Here is a 15,098-nt window from a genome sequence, read left to right as displayed (position 1 = left end):
ATACCAGACATTCCAGAATGGAACGCCGGGCTTTCAACATACATAGAGAGCAGCTACTATAGCGCGTCTTTTTTCACAGGTACTCAGAATGCGTGTTTTACTGGCCCCGATGGAAGGCGTGCTCGACTCTCTTGTGCGCGAGCTGCTTACCGAGGTGAACGATTACGATCTCTGCGTGACGGAGTTTTTGCGCGTGGTCGATATGTTGCTGCCAGAAAAATCATTTTATCGTCTCTGTCCGGAACTGCATCGTCAGAGCCGCACCCCCTCCGGTACGCTGGTGCGCGTCCAGCTGCTCGGCCAGTATCCTGAGTGGCTGGCGGAAAACGCCGCCCGCGCGGTAGCGCTTGGCTCGTACGGTGTCGATCTTAACTGCGGCTGTCCGTCAAAGCTGGTCAACGGCAGCGGCGGCGGGGCGACGTTACTCAAAGATCCGGAATTGATTTATCGCGGCGCAAAGGCCATGCGTGAGGCGGTGCCATCGCATCTGCCGGTGACGGTCAAAGTGCGTCTGGGATGGGACAGCGGCGACAAGCAGTTTGAAATTGCCGACGCGGTGCAGCAGGCGGGCGCCACCGAGCTGGTGGTGCACGGGCGAACCAAAGAGGATGGTTATAAAGCCGAGCGCATTAACTGGCAGGCGATTGGCGAGATCCGCAAACGGCTTACTATTCCGGTGATTGCTAACGGCGAAATCTGGGATTACGAGAGCGCGCAGGCCTGCCTCAAAGAGACCGGCTGTAATGCCGTGATGATTGGCCGCGGTGCGCTGAACGTGCCGAACCTCAGCCGGGTGGTGAAATACAATGAGCCGCGGATGCCGTGGGCGGACGTGGTGAAACTCCTGCAAAAATACACGCGGCTGGAAAAGCAGGGCGATACCGGGTTGTATCATGTCGCGCGCATTAAGCAGTGGCTGAGTTATTTACGGAAAGAGTACGACGACGCGCTGGGATTATTTCAGGAGATCCGTACGCTACAGACGTCTGCGGATATTGCCCGTGTGATCCAGTCGAAGCACTGAGTGAAGTGTGAATACGTTTGCCCGGCGCGGAGCCGGGCAAACGTATCAGAAAATCATTTTGAATACGCCGGTTACCACCAGCAGCCCTATCAGAAATATAATCAAAATAGCCCACAATAATATTTTCATTCGCCTCTCCTGCGTATGTCTGTCGTCAGTAAGTGTAGCAGTCAATTCATAATTGGTATGAATAGGTGAAATTAAATCATTCGCTTGGGGAATAAATTTCCGGATATGAAAATGTATAACAATATGCGGATTGCCACGCGTTACTAAAAAACGGAACGTCAGTAAGCGTAAGTTGCGTCTTTATTTTTTTTGAGTTCATGGCGTAATGAAACGTACCCTCACTTTATCTCTGAGTGCTCCCCTTATTTTTATGCTGGCCGCCTGCGCGCCGGAACATGCCACGGTGTCTCCAGTGAAAACGCAAGCCGCCGCCGCTGCTGTAAATACCCAACTAAGTCATGCCGACTGGCCAAAAAACGAATGGTGGAAAGATTTTAATGACCCTCAGCTTAACGCGCTGATTGCTAAAGCGCTGGCGGATGCACCGGATATGCAAATTGCCCGGCAGCGCATCACCCTGGCAGAAGCACAGGCGAAAGCCGCTGTCGCTGCTGATGGTCCACAAATGGATTTTTCCGCAGATGTGGAACGGCAAAAGATGTCGGCAGAGGGGCTGATGGGGCCATTCGCCCTGACTGACCCGGCGGCGGGGACAACCGGACCCTGGTACACCAACGGCACCTTTGGTCTGACGGCCGGATGGGATCTGGATTTATGGGGTAAAAACCGCGCCCAAATTGAGGCCCGCATCGGTAAAGTGAATGCGCAAAAAGCGGAGCTGGAGCAGACCCGACAGCTGCTCGCCAGCAGCGTAGCGCGGCTGTACTGGGACTGGCAGACCGAGGCCGCGGTGGGTGACGTGCTCGCGCAGATCAAACGGGAGCAGGAAAATATCATCGGTGCCGATCGTGAGCTTTATCAGCACGGCATTACCTCCTCGGTGGAAGGCGTTGAAACAGATATCAATGCCAGCAAAACCGATGAACAGCTCGCTGACGTGCACGGCAAAATGAAGGCCATTGAGGCGCGTCTGAATGCATTGACCAATACCCCTTCAGTCACGCTCGCCCGGCATGCCTTATCTGACGCAGAGGCGTCGCTGCCGTCAACGCTCGGTTATGAGCTGCTGGCTCGCCGCCCGGATTTGCAGGAGGCGCACTGGTATATCGAAGCGTCCATGAGCGAAGTGGATGCCGCCAGAGCCGCGTTCTACCCTGACATCAATTTGATGGCGTTCTTGCAGCAGGATGCGTTGCACCTTAGCGACCTGTTCCGCTCATCTGCTCAGCAAATGGGCGTAACCGCGGGGCTGACGCTGCCAATTTTTGACAGTGGTCGGTTGAATGCGAACCTGGATATCGCCCAGGCGCAAAACAACCTCTCCGTGGCGAACTACAACAAGGCCGTAGTGGACGCCGTAAACCAGGTTGCCCGGACGGCCAGCGAAGTGGAAACCCTGACCGCCAAAAATCAGCACCAGCAGCAGATCGAAAAAGATGCGGCGCGCGTCGTTGCGCTGGCACAGGCGCGCTTCAGCGCGGGGATCATTGCCGGCTCGCGGGTGAGTGAAGCAAAAATTCCGGCGCTCAAAGAGCGTATTGCCGGGTTGATGCTGAAAGGTCAGTACGTGGATGCTACGCTCCAGCTCACCTCCGCGCTGGGTGGCGGATATCATCACAGCTAAAATCGCGCATTATCTATACTTACCTCTTTGCAGATTTTCAGGAGGTGAGTATGACGCGAGTCGCAATTGTTACCGCATCAGATTCAGGAATTGGCAAAACGACGGCCCTGATGCTGGCCGAACGCGGGTTTGATATCGGGGTGACCTGGCATTCAGATGAGGAAGGGGCGCTGGCAACCTGCCGTGAAATTGAAGCGCGCGGGCAGCGTGCCGAGGCCATCCAGCTCGACTTAAGCAATTTGCCGGAAGGCGCAAAGGCCATTGAAACCCTGATTACGCGTTTCGGGCGGCTGGATGTGCTGGTTAACAATGCCGGGGCGATGAACAAAGCGCCATTTCTGGACCTGTCGTTTGACGACTGGCGGCACATATTCACCGTTGACGTGGACGGCGCGTTTCTCTGCTCGCAAATCGCGGCGCGTCAGATGGTGAAGCAGGGAGAAGGGGGGCGGATCGTGAACATCACCTCGGTGCATGAACATACACCATTGCCGGACGCCAGCGCCTATACGGCGGCCAAACATGCGCTGGGCGGGTTAACAAAATCGATGGCGCTGGAGCTGGTTAAACATAAGATTCTGGTGAACGCCGTTGCGCCTGGTGCGATCGCCACGCCGATGAATGATATGGACGACAGCGAAGTGAAAGAAGGTTCAATGCCGGAAATCCCGCTGGCACGGCCAGGGCATACCAAAGAAATAGCCAGCCTGGTGGCGTGGCTGTGTGACAGCGACGCCAGCTACACCACCGGGCAGTCGTTTATCGTCGACGGCGGTTTTATGCTGGCGAATCCGCAGTTTAAGCCAGCAGAATAAACATTCCCCTCACCCCAGCCCTCTCCCCAAAGGGGAGAGGGTGTATAAAGTTCCCTCTCCCCAAAGGGGAGAGGGGTAGGGTGAGGGGCAGCAGGCCGCACTCACTCTTCATCCCGCCGCTTTTCACGATGCTTGAGCCACAGCCGTACCCCAATCACCACCGCAACAACCAGGATCAGCCAGGCCCAGTGTTTAAGATGCTGATCGAGATTATGCAGCCACGGGCCTATCACTTCGCCACCCACGTAGCCAAGCGTGGTAAAAATCAACGCCCAGGCAATCGCCCCGATAATGTTCAGCGGCAGGAAAATTTTCGGCGGTAAGCGGCTCGCGCCAATCAGTATTGGCCCAATGATGCGAAAGCCATACATAAAGCGGGTGCCAATCACAAACATATAGGGATGCCGCTGGATAAGCCGCTGAGCACGACGAATTTTCTTTTGATGCTTAGCAAAACGTTGTAAAAGCGTCGGACCAAAGCGCAGACCCAGAAAGTAGAGCAGCTGGTCGCCAATCATACCGCCCAGTGCGACGGCGGCGACCACCAGCGGGAATTTCAGCAATCCCTGATGTGCGGCCACTCCGCCCAGCAGCGTGATGGTTTCACCCTCTGCCACGCTGCCGATGACCAGCGCGGCGTATCCATATTGTTCAATAAGACCGTTGATATCCATTAAGTAAATGTCATCTCCCTTACTGTGCCTGCGTTAATCATATACCCCATCCATCAACCACGCGGCAATCAACGGAAATTTCCCACTGTACATAAAATAATCTAAAGCCTGCATTATACTTTAGCTATCGCTGACGGGCCGACAACAAGGGGGCGTTATGAACCATGTCTGGGGACTTTTCTCCCATCCCGATCGTGAAATGCAGGTCATCCGTAACGAGAACGAAACGGTCGCGCATCACTACACCCACCACGTCCTGCTGATGGCAGCGGTGCCGGTGGTCTGCGCGTTTATTGGTACTACGCAAATAGGCTGGAACTTTGGTGACGGCACCGTGGTTCAGCTTTCCTGGTTTACCGGACTGTACCTGGCCATTCTGTTTTATGGCCTGATGCTGGCCGGGGTGGCGGTAATGGGGCGGGTCATCCACTGGATGGCGCGCAACTATCCGCAGCGCCCGTCGCTGGCACACTGTATGGTCTTCGCCGGATACGTCGCGACCCCGCTGTTCTTAAGCGGTATTGTTGCGCTCTATCCACTGGTCTGGCTGTGCGCGCTGATCGGTACGGTTGCCCTCTTTTACACCGGTTATCTGCTGTATGTAGGAGTGCCAACCTTCCTCAACATCAATAAAGAAGAGGGCCTGAGCTTCTCCAGCTCTACGCTTGCCATCGGCGTGCTGGTCCTTGAGGCGCTACTGGCCCTGACAGTTATTCTTTGGGGTTATGGATACCGTCTCTTTTAAGTCCCCTGCATTGCTGGCGTAAATGCCAGCAATGCAGCATCTGGTTATGATTCTCCGCTGGCGACAACGCACGGTGACCGCTATGATGCCGAAGCCAGCCTGTGTTTATCCGTCGACACAGGCGGTGTACGTCATAACGTGCGTGAATCATTATCAGAAGTCTCATCATGCTGAAATTTCGAGTGTCACTCCTTAGTCTTGCGCTACTGTTGGGCGTCTCCGCTACCGCGCCAGCCATCGCCAAAACGCCCGCAGTTGCCACCGCTGCTGCGCAACCCCAGATTGCGTCCGGCAGCGCGATGATCGTTGACCTGAAGACCAACAAGGTGATCTACGCCAGTCACCCGGATCTGGTGCGCCCGATCGCTTCCATAACCAAAGTCATGACCGCGATGGTGGTGCTTGATGCACGACTGCCGCTGGACGAAAAGCTAAAAGTGGATATCAGCCACACGCCAGAGATGAAAGGGATCTACTCTCGCGTGCGTCTGAACAGTGAAATCAGCCGTAAAAATATGCTGCTGTTGGCGCTGATGTCCTCAGAGAACCGCGCGGCGGCGAGCCTTGCCCACCATTATCCTGGCGGTTACGACGCGTTTATCCGCGCGATGAATGCCAAAGCCAAAGCGTTGGGGATGAAAAATACCCATTTCGTGGAGCCAACCGGTCTGTCGATCCATAACGTCTCGACGGCGCGTGATTTAACCAAGCTGCTGATCGCCAGTAAGCAATACCCGCTGATTGGTCAGCTCAGCACCACGCGTGAGGAGATGGCGACATTCTCGAACCCGGCGTATACGCTGCCGTTCCGCAACACTAACCATCTGGTGTATCGCGATAACTGGAATATTCAGTTAACCAAGACCGGATTTACCAATGCGGCAGGGCACTGCCTGGTGATGCGCACCGTGTTTAACGGTAAACCAGTGGCGCTGGTGGTGATGGATGCCTTCGGCAAATATACCCACTTTGCGGATGCCAGCCGCCTGCGCACCTGGATTGAAACCGGGAAAGTGCAGCCGGTGCCGGCTTCAGCGCTGGCGTATAAAAAGCAGAAAGCGGAACAGATGGCGACGGCGCAGAACGACTGAGTCGCCTGTCTGTGCCGGGTGGCGGCTTCGCCTTACCCGGCCTACGGCCCTAAAGCGGCCCCGATACGTAGGCCCGGTAAGCGGAGCGCCACCGGGCGAAAGCGCCTACTCCGGCAGCGTCCAGTCACCATCGTTGAGTGGACGCTGCATGATCAACGTATCCCGCCAGTCGCCCTTCTTATACCCCACGCTGCGCAGTTGACCGACAACCTCGAAGCCATGTTTTTTATGCAGCCGTAACGATCCCGCATTATTGTTTCCGTCACCGACCACAGCAATCATCTGCCGCCAGGGACCTTGCTCACACCGTGCAATCAGGGCATCCATCAGCGCCGAGCCAAACCCGCGCCCGGTGGTGCTGGCATCCACATAGATGGATTCCTCAAGGGTGTACCGGTAGGCCTGGCGTGGACGATAAAACGTGGCGTAGCAATAGCCGACGACAATGCCGCGATACAGCGCAACCAGCCACGGTAAACCGCTGTCGGTCACACTCTTCATCCGCTGACGCATCTCATCGACGGTGGGGGGAACTTCCTCGAACGACGCACGGCCATGAAGCACATGCCAGGCGTATATCGCCGAGATGGCATGTGCATCGTCAGGAAGGGCGTCGCGCACCTCGATTTCAGTTTCGGGTAAAATCTCTACAGCCGACATGTTCTGCCCGCTCCTTTTTTGGAAAGCCAGAGAAACGTTTCTCTGGCAACAGGCAGATACTCTAGTTCGATTGAGGAGAGCTTAACAATCTCTTAAATTTGGCTATAGGCGTTCATCAGAGGCTTGCGTATTTTGCTTCTCTGTTTCGGCACTCTCTTTCCAGTATTTCTTCCGCGTTGTCTTACCAATGCCGGGGTTCATACTGTTTGTAGGGTCATTTTTGCGATAAAACTGTTTAAGCGTCTCCGGCGCTTTGTACAGATGCCCCACGTTGTGCTCGGCAGGATATTGCGCGCCACGCTCGTGCAGCAACGCCAGCATCTGCTCTTTCAACGCATGCGCATCCACCCCTTTTTTGACGATGTAATCCTGGTGGAAGACATAGCACATGAAGTGGCCGTAATAGAGCTTGTGCACCAGCTTGCTGTCAATCTCCGGCGGCAGATGTTCAAACCACTCGGTATCGTTGCGACGCAGGGCAATATCCAGCGCCAGAATATCCTCTACCTCTTCGGAATGCACAGCCTGATAACGGATAGCCGCACCCGCCGCGGCGAAGCGGTGCAGGAAGGCTTTGCTGCCTTCTTCCGGCGTGCAGGCGAAGAAATCCCCGTCGGCAGTTTTGAAGAACTCGGTGAGCCAGCTCTGCGCTTCGGCAATTCCGTCCCCGGCCATTTTCAGCAGCAGGTGGTGCTCATACTTATCGCGCCAGGTCTTCATCCGCTCCGGTAAATGCGCCGGGAAGGCGTTGCCCAGTTTCTGCATAAAGCGGTCGGTGAAGTGCGGTTTGAACAGCGAGACTTTCTCCAGCATCGCGTCGGTGCGGCCCTTCATGGTGAAAAAGAACGGCATTTTGTCGGTGCCGAGCTTGTCGATCATCAGGAAGGTATCTTTGCCGTAGCGCTCAGCGATGTCATAAATGTCCCGGTGCATATACTCGCCCGCCACCGGCAGGTGAGTGAACTCGGCCAGAATATGACGGCGGATCTCCGTCAGCACCTCCGGCTGATTGGTGCCAATGTAAAACACCTGCTGCTTTTTCTCTGCCGGGAAGGTATCGAGGCGCACCGCAAAAACGGCCAGCTTGCCCGCGCAGCCGGAGGATTCAAACAGGCGATCCGGATCGGCGTTATAGCGCGCTGGCGTATCGGCATTGATATCGCGCACGCGGGTGATGTAATCGTGGTCATGCGCGTGACGGCCATCGTGCTGAACGTCTTCGTCCTTCACGCGGTCATCGTCAAGTTTGCTGAGAATCTGCTCTGGCGTTACACCCAGATCGATCCCCAGATGGTTAACCAGCGTCAGCTTGCCGTTTTCATCGATACGGGCAAACAGCGACATCTCCGTGTAGGCCGGGCCGCGCTGCACCAGCGAGCCGCCGGAGTTATTGCAGATCCCGCCGATCACCGAGGCACCAATGCACGAAGAGCCGATCACCGAGTGCGGTTCGCGACCCAGCGGCTTAAGCGCCTTTTCCAGCGAGTAGAGCGTGGTGCCGGGGAAGGCGAGTACCTGTTCACCCTTGTCCAGCAGGTGCAGTTTGTCGAGGCGCAGGGTGCTGATAATCACGATGTCACGATCGTAATCGTTGCCGTTCGGCGTGGAGCCTTCAGTCAGGCCGGTGTTAGCAGCCTGCATTAAAATAATCTTGTCTGCCGCAACACAGGCGCTGAGCACGCGCCACAGTTCGAGCAACGTACCGGGGAAGACCACCGCCAGCGCGTCGCCCTGGCCGGAGCGAAAGCCCTTACGGTAGCGGGCGGTTTTGGCCGGGTCGGTAAGCAGGTGAGAGTGACCAACCAGGCGCGACAGTTCGTTAATAAAAGTAGTGTTATCGTTAGTTCGAACAGAAGACATCTTCCACTCCTTGTGGTGGGGCAAATTTCTCGCTGTAAAGCATAGCGCGATTAGCCGTTGAGCGGTCGGGTATTCATGAGAAAAATCAGAGAATAACCCTGCAAGGTTTTCAGGCTTTGTGGCACACTGCGCTTTTCGCACGGTCTGGCCGGGTGCTTCCCGCGGTTATTGATGAGAGAGAATAACAACATGAAATGGCTATGTTCTGTAGGTGTCGCCGTCAGCCTGGCGCTGCAACCTGCGCTGGCAGAGGATTTGTTTGGTAATCACCCGCTCACGCCTGAAGCCCGCGACGCCTTTGTCACGGATTTACTCAAAAAGATGACGGTCGATGAGAAAATCGGCCAGCTGCGCCTGATCAGCGTCGGCCCGGAGAACCCGAAAGAAGCCATTCGCGAGATGATCAAAGACGGGCAGGTAGGAGCCATTTTTAACACCGTTACCCGCCAGGATATCCGCAAAATGCAGGATCAGGTGATGGAACTGAGCCGCCTGAAAATTCCGCTGTTCTTCGCCTACGACGTGGTGCACGGCCAGCGTACCGTCTTCCCGATTAGCCTCGGCTTAGCCTCCTCCTTTAACCTCGATGCGGTGAAAACCGTCGGGCGCGTATCGGCATATGAAGCCGCAGACGACGGCCTGAACATGACCTGGGCGCCGATGGTAGACGTCTCCCGCGATCCGCGCTGGGGCCGTGCTTCGGAGGGCTTTGGGGAAGATACTTATTTAACCGCCACGATGGGCAAAACCATGGTGGAAGCGATGCAGGGCAAAAGTCCGGCAGATCGTTACTCGGTGATGACCAGCGTCAAGCACTTCGCCGCCTATGGCGCGGTGGAAGGCGGCAAAGAGTACAACACCGTGGACATGAGTCCGCAGCGCCTGTTTAACGACTATATGCCGCCGTACAAAGCGGGGCTTGACGCGGGCAGCGGCGCGGTGATGGTGGCATTGAACTCTCTCAACGGCACGCCTGCCACCTCCGATTCGTGGCTGCTGAAAGATGTGCTGCGCGACCAGTGGGGCTTCAAGGGCATCACCGTTTCGGATCACGGGGCGATTAAAGAGCTGATCAAGCACGGCACAGCGTCTGACCCGGAAGATGCGGTACGCGTGGCGCTCAAGTCCGGCATCAACATGAGCATGAGCGACGAATACTACAGCAAATACCTGCCGGGGCTGGTGAAGAGCGGCAAGGTGACGATGGCGGAGCTGGACGATGCCGCTCGCCACGTGCTGAACGTGAAATATGACATGGGGCTGTTTAACGATCCTTACAGCCATCTGGGGCCGAAGGAATCTGATCCGGCGGACACCAATGCTGAAAGCCGCCTGCACCGCAAAGAAGCCCGCGAAGTGGCGCGCGAAAGCCTGGTGCTGCTGAAAAACCGTCTCGACACGCTGCCGCTGAAAAAATCCGGCACCATTGCCGTGGTCGGTCCGCTGGCCGACAGCAAGCGTGACGTCATGGGCAGCTGGTCCGCCGCAGGCGTGGCGGATCAGTCCGTTACCGTGCTGACAGGCATTAAGAGCGCTGTGGGTGATAATGCAAAAGTGGTTTACGCCAAAGGCGCAAACGTCACCGACGATAAAGACATCGTGACCTTCCTCAACCAGTATGAGGAAGCGGTGAAGGTGGATCCACGCACGCCGAAAGAGATGATCGACGAAGCGGTTAACGCCGCGAAGCAGTCCGACGTGGTGGTCGCCGTGGTGGGTGAAGCGCAGGGGATGGCGCACGAAGCCTCCAGCCGGACCGACATCACGATCCCGCAAAGCCAGCGTGACCTGATCGCGGCCCTGAAAGCCACCGGCAAGCCGCTGGTGCTGGTGCTGATGAACGGGCGTCCGCTGGCGCTGGTGAAAGAAGACCAGCAGGCTGACGCCATTCTGGAAACCTGGTTCGCCGGTACCGAAGGCGGTAACGCCATTGCCGACGTGCTGTTTGGCGATTACAACCCGTCCGGCAAGCTGCCGATGTCCTTCCCGCGCTCCGTCGGGCAGATCCCGGTTTACTACAGCCACCTGAACACCGGTCGTCCGTACAACGCCGACAAGCCGAACAAGTACACGTCCCGTTACTTCGACGAGGCTAACGGCCCGCTCTATCCGTTTGGCTATGGCCTGAGCTACACCACGTTTAAGGTCTCTGACGTGAAAATGTCGGCGCCGACCCTGAAGCGTGACGGCAAAGTGACCGCCAGCGTGGAGGTGACCAACAGCGGCAAACGCGAAGGTGCGACGGTGATCCAGATGTACGTTCAGGATGTCACGGCCTCCATGAGCCGTCCGGTGAAACAGCTGCGCGGCTTTGAAAAGGTCAACCTGAAACCGGGCGAAACCAAAACGGTCAGCTTTCCGATTGACGTAAATGCGCTGAAGTTCTGGAATCAGCAGATGAAATACGATGCCGAGCCTGGCAAATTCAACGTCTTCATCGGCGTGGATTCCGCCCGCGTGAACAAAGCCGAGTTTGAACTGCAATAATCTTACCTTTCTCCCTATCCCCCGCCTGGCGGGGGATGCCTCTCATCTGGTACGAAAAACGGTTAAATTCACTGTTTTAAGCTACGCTTTTCTCTCAAGCCTATGAAAAAGGCCACAAAATAATGAGGAAAGCAGAATGACGATTATTAAGGGGATAACAGGGTCGGCGGTGCTTCTGGCGGCGCTGAGCCTGCCGTTACAGGCCGCAGAGCCGGTTAAGGTGGGTTCCAAAATTGATACCGAGGGCGCGTTGCTCGGCAATATCATTTTGCAGGTGCTCGAAAGCCACGGCGTGAAAACGGTCAATAAAGTGCAGCTTGGCACTACGCCTGTCGTGCGCGGTGCTATCACTTCCGGCGAGCTGGATATCTACCCGGAATACACCGGCAACGGGGCATTCTTCTTCAAGGATGAAAACGATCCGGCCTGGAAAAATGCCAAAGCCGGGTACGAAAAAGTCAAAAAGCTGGACGCGGAAAAAAATAAGCTGGTCTGGCTTACACCGGCACCGGCCAACAACACCTGGACCATCGCGGTGCGCAAAGATATCGCCGAGAAAGGCAAGCTCACCTCGCTTGACGATCTCAGCCGCTACCTGAAAGAGAAGGGCGAGTTTAAGCTCGCGGCCTCGGCAGAGTTTATCGAGCGCGCTGATGCCCTGCCAGCGTTTGAAAAAGCTTATGATTTCAAGCTCGATCAGGCACAGCTGCTCTCTCTGGCGGGCGGCGACACGGCGGTGACCATTAAGGCGGCGGCGCAGCAAACCTCCGGCGTCAACGCGGCGATGGCTTACGGCACCGACGGCCCGGTCGCGGCACTTGGTCTGCAAACCCTGACCGACCCGAAAGGCGTTCAGCCAATTTACGCCCCAACCCCGGTCGTGCGCGAGGCGGTGCTGAAAGCCTACCCGGATATCGACGATTGGCTCAAACCGGTGTTTGAAAAACTGGATGCGAAAACGCTGCAACAGCTGAATGCCAGCATTGCCGTAGAGGGGCTGGATGCCAAAAAAGTGGCTGCCGACTTCCTGAAACAACAAGGGCTTGTGAAGTAACGGGATAAGGCTGTGCCAATAAAATGTCATAACCGCGTCCTGCTGCTGTTGGTCTGTGTGGCCATCGTGGCGGTCGCGTTACCTTTTGTGAATGTCGCGCCAAACCGTCTGGTGTCGGGCGAACCGCGCGCGCTGTGGCAGATCTGGGCATTTACGCCGCTGCTGCTGGGCGCGGCGCTGGCGAGTACCGTAGTCTTAGCCTTCTGGCCGGGGCGAACCGCGCTGTGGCTGACGCTTCTGCTCAGCGAAGCGCTGTTTATCGTACTGTTCTGGAGCGCAGGACAGGCGGCAACGCAGATGGCCTCGGTTGAAAGCCCGCTGGCGCGCACGTCGATTGGCAGCGGCCTGTGGCTGTGGCTGGCACTCTGCCTGCTGGCCTGTAGCGATGCCATTCGCCGCCTGACGCCGATACCTGTGTGGCGCTGGCTGCTGAACGCGCAATTCTGGGTGATTCCCCTGCTGATCCTCTTCAGCGGCGAGCTGAATCAACTCTCGCTGTTAAAAGAGTACGTCAACCGTCAGGAGGTGTTTGACAACGCGCTGGCGCAACATCTGACGATCCTGTTCGGGACGCTGGTCCCGGCGCTGCTGCTGGGCGTGCCGCTGGGCATGTGGTGCTACCGACATCCCAGCCGCCAGGGTGCCGTCTTTACCGTGCTCAACGTTATTCAGACCATCCCCTCCGTTGCCCTGTTTGGCCTGCTGATTGCCCCCCTCGCCGGTCTGGTTAAATCCTTCCCTGCGTTGGCCGCGGCAGGCATTGCCGGAACCGGGCTGACCCCGGCGCTGATTGCCCTTGTGTTGTATGCGCTGCTGCCACTGGTGCGCGGCGTGGTGGCGGGGTTAAGCCAGGTTCCGCCCGACGTGCTGGAAAGCGCCCATGCGATGGGGATGAGTGCGCGCCAGTGTTTCTGGAAAATACAGCTGCCGCTTGCGCTTCCGCTGCTTGTTCGCAGCCTGCGGGTGGTGACGGTGCAAACCGTTGGGATGGCGGTAATTGCCGCGCTGATCGGGGCGGGCGGCTTTGGGGCGCTGGTGTTCCAGGGGCTGCTCAGCAGCGCGCTGGATCTGGTGTTGCTGGGCGTTGTGCCCACGATTGCGCTGGCGGTCGTGCTGGATGCCCTGTTTGCCCTGTGGCTCGCGCTGCTCAGGAGAAGAGCCAATGATTGAATTTCATGATGTGAGTAAAACCTTTGCGGGCCGTCCGGCGGCAAGCCATCTCAATCTGCATTTTGCCGAGGGGGCGTTCTCGGTATTGATCGGGACGTCGGGGTCGGGAAAATCGACGACGCTGAAGATGATCAATCGGCTGGTGGAGCACGACAGCGGGACGATTCGCTTTGCCGGAGAGGAGATCCGCAGCCTGCCGGTGCTGGAGCTGCGGCGGCGTATGGGCTACGCCATTCAGTCCATCGGCCTGTTTCCCCACTGGACGGTGGCGCAGAACATTGCCACCGTGCCACAGCTGGAAAAATGGTCCCGGGGGAAGATCAATGAGCGTGTCGACGAGTTGATGGCGCTGCTGGGCCTGGACGCGTCGCTTCGCGACCGCTACCCGCACCAGCTATCCGGCGGACAACAGCAGCGGGTCGGGGTGGCGCGCGCGCTGGCCGCTAACCCGCAGGTACTGCTGATGGATGAGCCCTTCGGCGCGCTGGATCCGGTCACCCGCGGCGCACTTCAGGCCGAGATGAGCCGCATCCACCGTATTCTCGGGCGCACCATCGTGCTGGTGACGCATGATATCGACGAAGCACTGCGGCTGGCCGATCGTCTGGTACTGATGGATCACGGCGAAGTCGTCCAGCAGGGTACGCCGCTTGAGCTGTTAACGTCGCCGGCAAACGATTTTGTGCGTGAGTTCTTTGGCCGCAGCGAGCTGGGTGTCAGGCTGCTCTCGCTGCGCACCGTCAGGGACTATCTGCGTCCGCAGGATGCGCAAATCGGTGGTGAACCGCTGCATGACGGGATGAGCCTGCGCGATGCCCTTTCGGCGTTTGTCGCCCGGCAGTGTGAGGTGTTGCCCGTTGCGGACGGGCAGGGTACGCCATGCGGGACGATCCATTTTCGCGATCTGCTGGCGGGGGAGGTGACGCGTGAAGTGGGTCCGTGATCCGTTACTCTGGCTGACAGGGCTGTTTATCGCCTTACTCTACCTGATGCCGCACAGCGCGGCGCTGTTTAATGCGCTTATTCCCGGGCTGCCGCGCCCGGTGTACCAGCAGGAGAGCTTTGTTAATCTCACCCTGGCGCACTTCTGGCTGGTAGCGGTGTCAAGCGTGATTGCCATCGTGCTGGGCATAGGTGCCGGTATTGCGGTGACGCGGCCTGCGGGCAGGGAGTTCCGTCCGTTGGTGGAGACCATCGCCGCAACGGGGCAGACCTTCCCGCCGGTGGCCGTGCTGGCGATTGCCGTGCCGGCGATCGGTTTTGGGCAGGAGCCTGCCATCATTGCGCTGATCTTGTACGGCGTGTTGCCCATTCTGCAAGGGACGCTGGCGGGCATTGCGGCGGTGCCTGCATCGGTGCTGAGCGTAGCGGAAGGGATGGGAATGAGCGCCTGGCAGCGGCTACTGAAGGTTGAACTGCCGCTGGCCGCACCGGTGATTATTGCCGGTGTGCGGACGTCCGTGATCATCAACATTGGTACGGCAACCATCGCGTCGACGGTCGGGGTCAATACGCTGGGGACGCCGATCATTATCGGGTTAAGCGGGTTTAACACGGCCTATATTATTCAGGGGGCGGTTCTGGTTGCGCTGGCGGCGATTGTGGTGGATCGCCTGTTTGAACGCCTGGCCGGATACCTCAGCCAACACCGCCGCGAACAATAAACGAGTAACCTGCAAGCATAACGCCACCGATACCGCTGACGGCCATCAGTGCAAAAAGGGTAATTACGGCCAGTTTCGTTGCCTTCATCATGTGCTCCTGT

Annotated in this window: 15 protein-coding genes; 10 read left to right on the top strand and 5 right to left on the bottom strand. The window is 57.5% G+C overall.

The features are described 5' to 3' along the window. The first annotated feature begins 88 nt into the window (after window positions 1-88). Window positions 89-1,024: a tRNA dihydrouridine(16) synthase DusC gene (dusC, locus tag BFV65_RS13835; protein WP_022648689.1), complete on the top strand. Its 936-nt coding sequence runs from the start codon at window positions 89-91 to the stop codon at window positions 1,022-1,024. Window positions 1,025-1,069: 45 nt separating this feature from the next. Here the strand turns inward: dusC and yohP are convergent, their stop codons facing one another. Then, complete coding sequence (gene yohP / locus BFV65_RS23185; protein ID WP_000698460.1) at window positions 1,070-1,153, bottom strand: small membrane protein YohP; 84 nt, start codon at window positions 1,151-1,153, stop codon at window positions 1,070-1,072. A gap of 205 nt (window positions 1,154-1,358) precedes the next feature. Here yohP and mdtQ point away from each other — a divergent pair, with 205 nt between their 5' ends. Both mdtQ and BFV65_RS13825 read left to right on the top strand, forming a co-directional pair. Beyond that, window positions 1,359-2,777 carry a multidrug resistance outer membrane protein MdtQ gene (gene mdtQ, locus BFV65_RS13830; RefSeq protein WP_069596771.1) on the top strand — a complete coding sequence of 473 codons (1,419 nt, stop codon included), beginning with the start codon at window positions 1,359-1,361 and terminating at the stop codon, window positions 2,775-2,777. A 50-nt stretch (window positions 2,778-2,827) separates the two neighbouring features. Continuing rightward, window positions 2,828-3,592, top strand: a complete 765-nt coding sequence (locus tag BFV65_RS13825) for an SDR family oxidoreductase (protein WP_022648687.1) — start codon at window positions 2,828-2,830, stop codon at window positions 3,590-3,592. Window positions 3,593-3,693: 101 nt separating this feature from the next. Here the strand turns inward: BFV65_RS13825 and BFV65_RS13820 are convergent, their stop codons facing one another. After that, entirely contained in the window at window positions 3,694-4,266 is a 573-nt protein-coding gene (locus tag BFV65_RS13820) for a DedA family protein (protein WP_022648686.1), read from the bottom strand. A 157-nt stretch (window positions 4,267-4,423) separates the two neighbouring features. Between BFV65_RS13820 and BFV65_RS13815 the strand changes: the two genes are divergently transcribed. Further along, a complete protein-coding gene (locus BFV65_RS13815) occupies window positions 4,424-5,011 on the top strand; it encodes a Yip1 family protein (RefSeq protein WP_003859296.1) in 588 nt (195 codons plus the stop codon). 167 nt (window positions 5,012-5,178) lie between these two features. Further along, on the top strand, window positions 5,179-6,102 hold the full coding sequence (gene pbpG / locus BFV65_RS13810; RefSeq protein WP_069596770.1) for a D-alanyl-D-alanine endopeptidase: 924 nt from the start codon (window positions 5,179-5,181) through the stop codon (window positions 6,100-6,102). A gap of 105 nt (window positions 6,103-6,207) precedes the next feature. On the opposite strand, the gene BFV65_RS13805 is transcribed toward pbpG, so the two are convergent. Next, on the bottom strand, window positions 6,208-6,762 hold the full coding sequence (locus BFV65_RS13805; RefSeq protein WP_022648685.1) for a GNAT family N-acetyltransferase: 555 nt from the start codon (window positions 6,760-6,762) through the stop codon (window positions 6,208-6,210). A 102-nt stretch (window positions 6,763-6,864) separates the two neighbouring features. Continuing rightward, window positions 6,865-8,622 (bottom strand): D-lactate dehydrogenase, encoded by a 1,758-nt coding sequence (gene dld, locus BFV65_RS13800; RefSeq protein WP_038416416.1) that lies wholly within the window; start codon window positions 8,620-8,622, stop codon window positions 6,865-6,867. A 189-nt stretch (window positions 8,623-8,811) separates the two neighbouring features. Here dld and bglX point away from each other — a divergent pair, with 189 nt between their 5' ends. The 5 genes from bglX (at window position 8,812) to BFV65_RS13775 (ending at window position 14,997) form a co-directional block, all read left to right on the top strand. After that, a complete protein-coding gene (bglX, locus tag BFV65_RS13795; RefSeq protein WP_023300580.1) occupies window positions 8,812-11,109 on the top strand; it encodes a beta-glucosidase BglX in 2,298 nt (765 codons plus the stop codon). Between the two features lie 136 nt (window positions 11,110-11,245). Beyond that, a complete protein-coding gene (gene osmF / locus BFV65_RS13790) occupies window positions 11,246-12,163 on the top strand; it encodes a glycine betaine ABC transporter substrate-binding protein OsmF (protein WP_045620887.1) in 918 nt (305 codons plus the stop codon). A 12-nt stretch (window positions 12,164-12,175) separates the two neighbouring features. Next, a complete protein-coding gene (locus tag BFV65_RS13785) occupies window positions 12,176-13,333 on the top strand; it encodes an ABC transporter permease (protein ID WP_045620886.1) in 1,158 nt (385 codons plus the stop codon). Next, the gene (locus BFV65_RS13780) at window positions 13,326-14,276 is read left to right on the top strand and encodes an ABC transporter ATP-binding protein (protein WP_022648680.1); all 951 of its coding nucleotides are present in this window, start codon (window positions 13,326-13,328) and stop codon (window positions 14,274-14,276) included. The genes BFV65_RS13785 and BFV65_RS13780 overlap by 8 nt, the downstream gene beginning before the upstream one ends. Further along, complete coding sequence (locus BFV65_RS13775; RefSeq protein ID WP_069596769.1) at window positions 14,260-14,997, top strand: ABC transporter permease; 738 nt, start codon at window positions 14,260-14,262, stop codon at window positions 14,995-14,997. Before BFV65_RS13780 ends, BFV65_RS13775 begins: the two co-directional genes overlap by 17 nt. Here BFV65_RS13775 and BFV65_RS22920 read toward each other — a convergent pair. Then, window positions 14,972-15,085: a protein YohO gene (locus BFV65_RS22920; protein ID WP_022648678.1), complete on the bottom strand. Its 114-nt coding sequence runs from the start codon at window positions 15,083-15,085 to the stop codon at window positions 14,972-14,974. The two genes, BFV65_RS13775 and BFV65_RS22920, sit on opposite strands and share 26 nt — an antisense overlap. Window positions 15,086-15,098: the final 13 nt, after the last annotated feature.

It is taken from the genome of Enterobacter hormaechei subsp. hoffmannii (assembly GCF_001729745.1).
Classification (GTDB): Bacteria; Pseudomonadota; Gammaproteobacteria; order Enterobacterales; family Enterobacteriaceae; genus Enterobacter; species Enterobacter intestinihominis.
This window is presented reverse-complemented; position numbering and strand designations above follow the sequence as displayed.

What these genes read in the sequence shown, in the direction of transcription:
- dusC (WP_022648689.1), top strand. Translation starts at nt 89, where the DNA reads ATGCGTGTTTTACTGGCCCCGATGGAAGGCGTGCTCGACTCTCTTGTG.
- dld (WP_038416416.1), bottom strand. Translation starts at nt 8,622, where the DNA reads ATGTCTTCTGTTCGAACTAACGATAACACTACTTTTATTAACGAACTG.
- BFV65_RS13780 (WP_022648680.1), top strand. Translation starts at nt 13,326, where the DNA reads ATGATTGAATTTCATGATGTGAGTAAAACCTTTGCGGGCCGTCCGGCG.
- BFV65_RS13825 (WP_022648687.1), top strand. Translation starts at nt 2,828, where the DNA reads ATGACGCGAGTCGCAATTGTTACCGCATCAGATTCAGGAATTGGCAAA.
- BFV65_RS22920 (WP_022648678.1), bottom strand. Translation starts at nt 15,085, where the DNA reads ATGAAGGCAACGAAACTGGCCGTAATTACCCTTTTTGCACTGATGGCC.
- bglX (WP_023300580.1), top strand. Translation starts at nt 8,812, where the DNA reads ATGAAATGGCTATGTTCTGTAGGTGTCGCCGTCAGCCTGGCGCTGCAA.
- pbpG (WP_069596770.1), top strand. Translation starts at nt 5,179, where the DNA reads ATGCTGAAATTTCGAGTGTCACTCCTTAGTCTTGCGCTACTGTTGGGC.
- BFV65_RS13820 (WP_022648686.1), bottom strand. Translation starts at nt 4,266, where the DNA reads ATGGATATCAACGGTCTTATTGAACAATATGGATACGCCGCGCTGGTC.
- BFV65_RS13805 (WP_022648685.1), bottom strand. Translation starts at nt 6,762, where the DNA reads ATGTCGGCTGTAGAGATTTTACCCGAAACTGAAATCGAGGTGCGCGAC.
- yohP (WP_000698460.1), bottom strand. Translation starts at nt 1,153, where the DNA reads ATGAAAATATTATTGTGGGCTATTTTGATTATATTTCTGATAGGGCTG.
- mdtQ (WP_069596771.1), top strand. Translation starts at nt 1,359, where the DNA reads ATGAAACGTACCCTCACTTTATCTCTGAGTGCTCCCCTTATTTTTATG.
- BFV65_RS13815 (WP_003859296.1), top strand. Translation starts at nt 4,424, where the DNA reads ATGAACCATGTCTGGGGACTTTTCTCCCATCCCGATCGTGAAATGCAG.
- osmF (WP_045620887.1), top strand. Translation starts at nt 11,246, where the DNA reads ATGACGATTATTAAGGGGATAACAGGGTCGGCGGTGCTTCTGGCGGCG.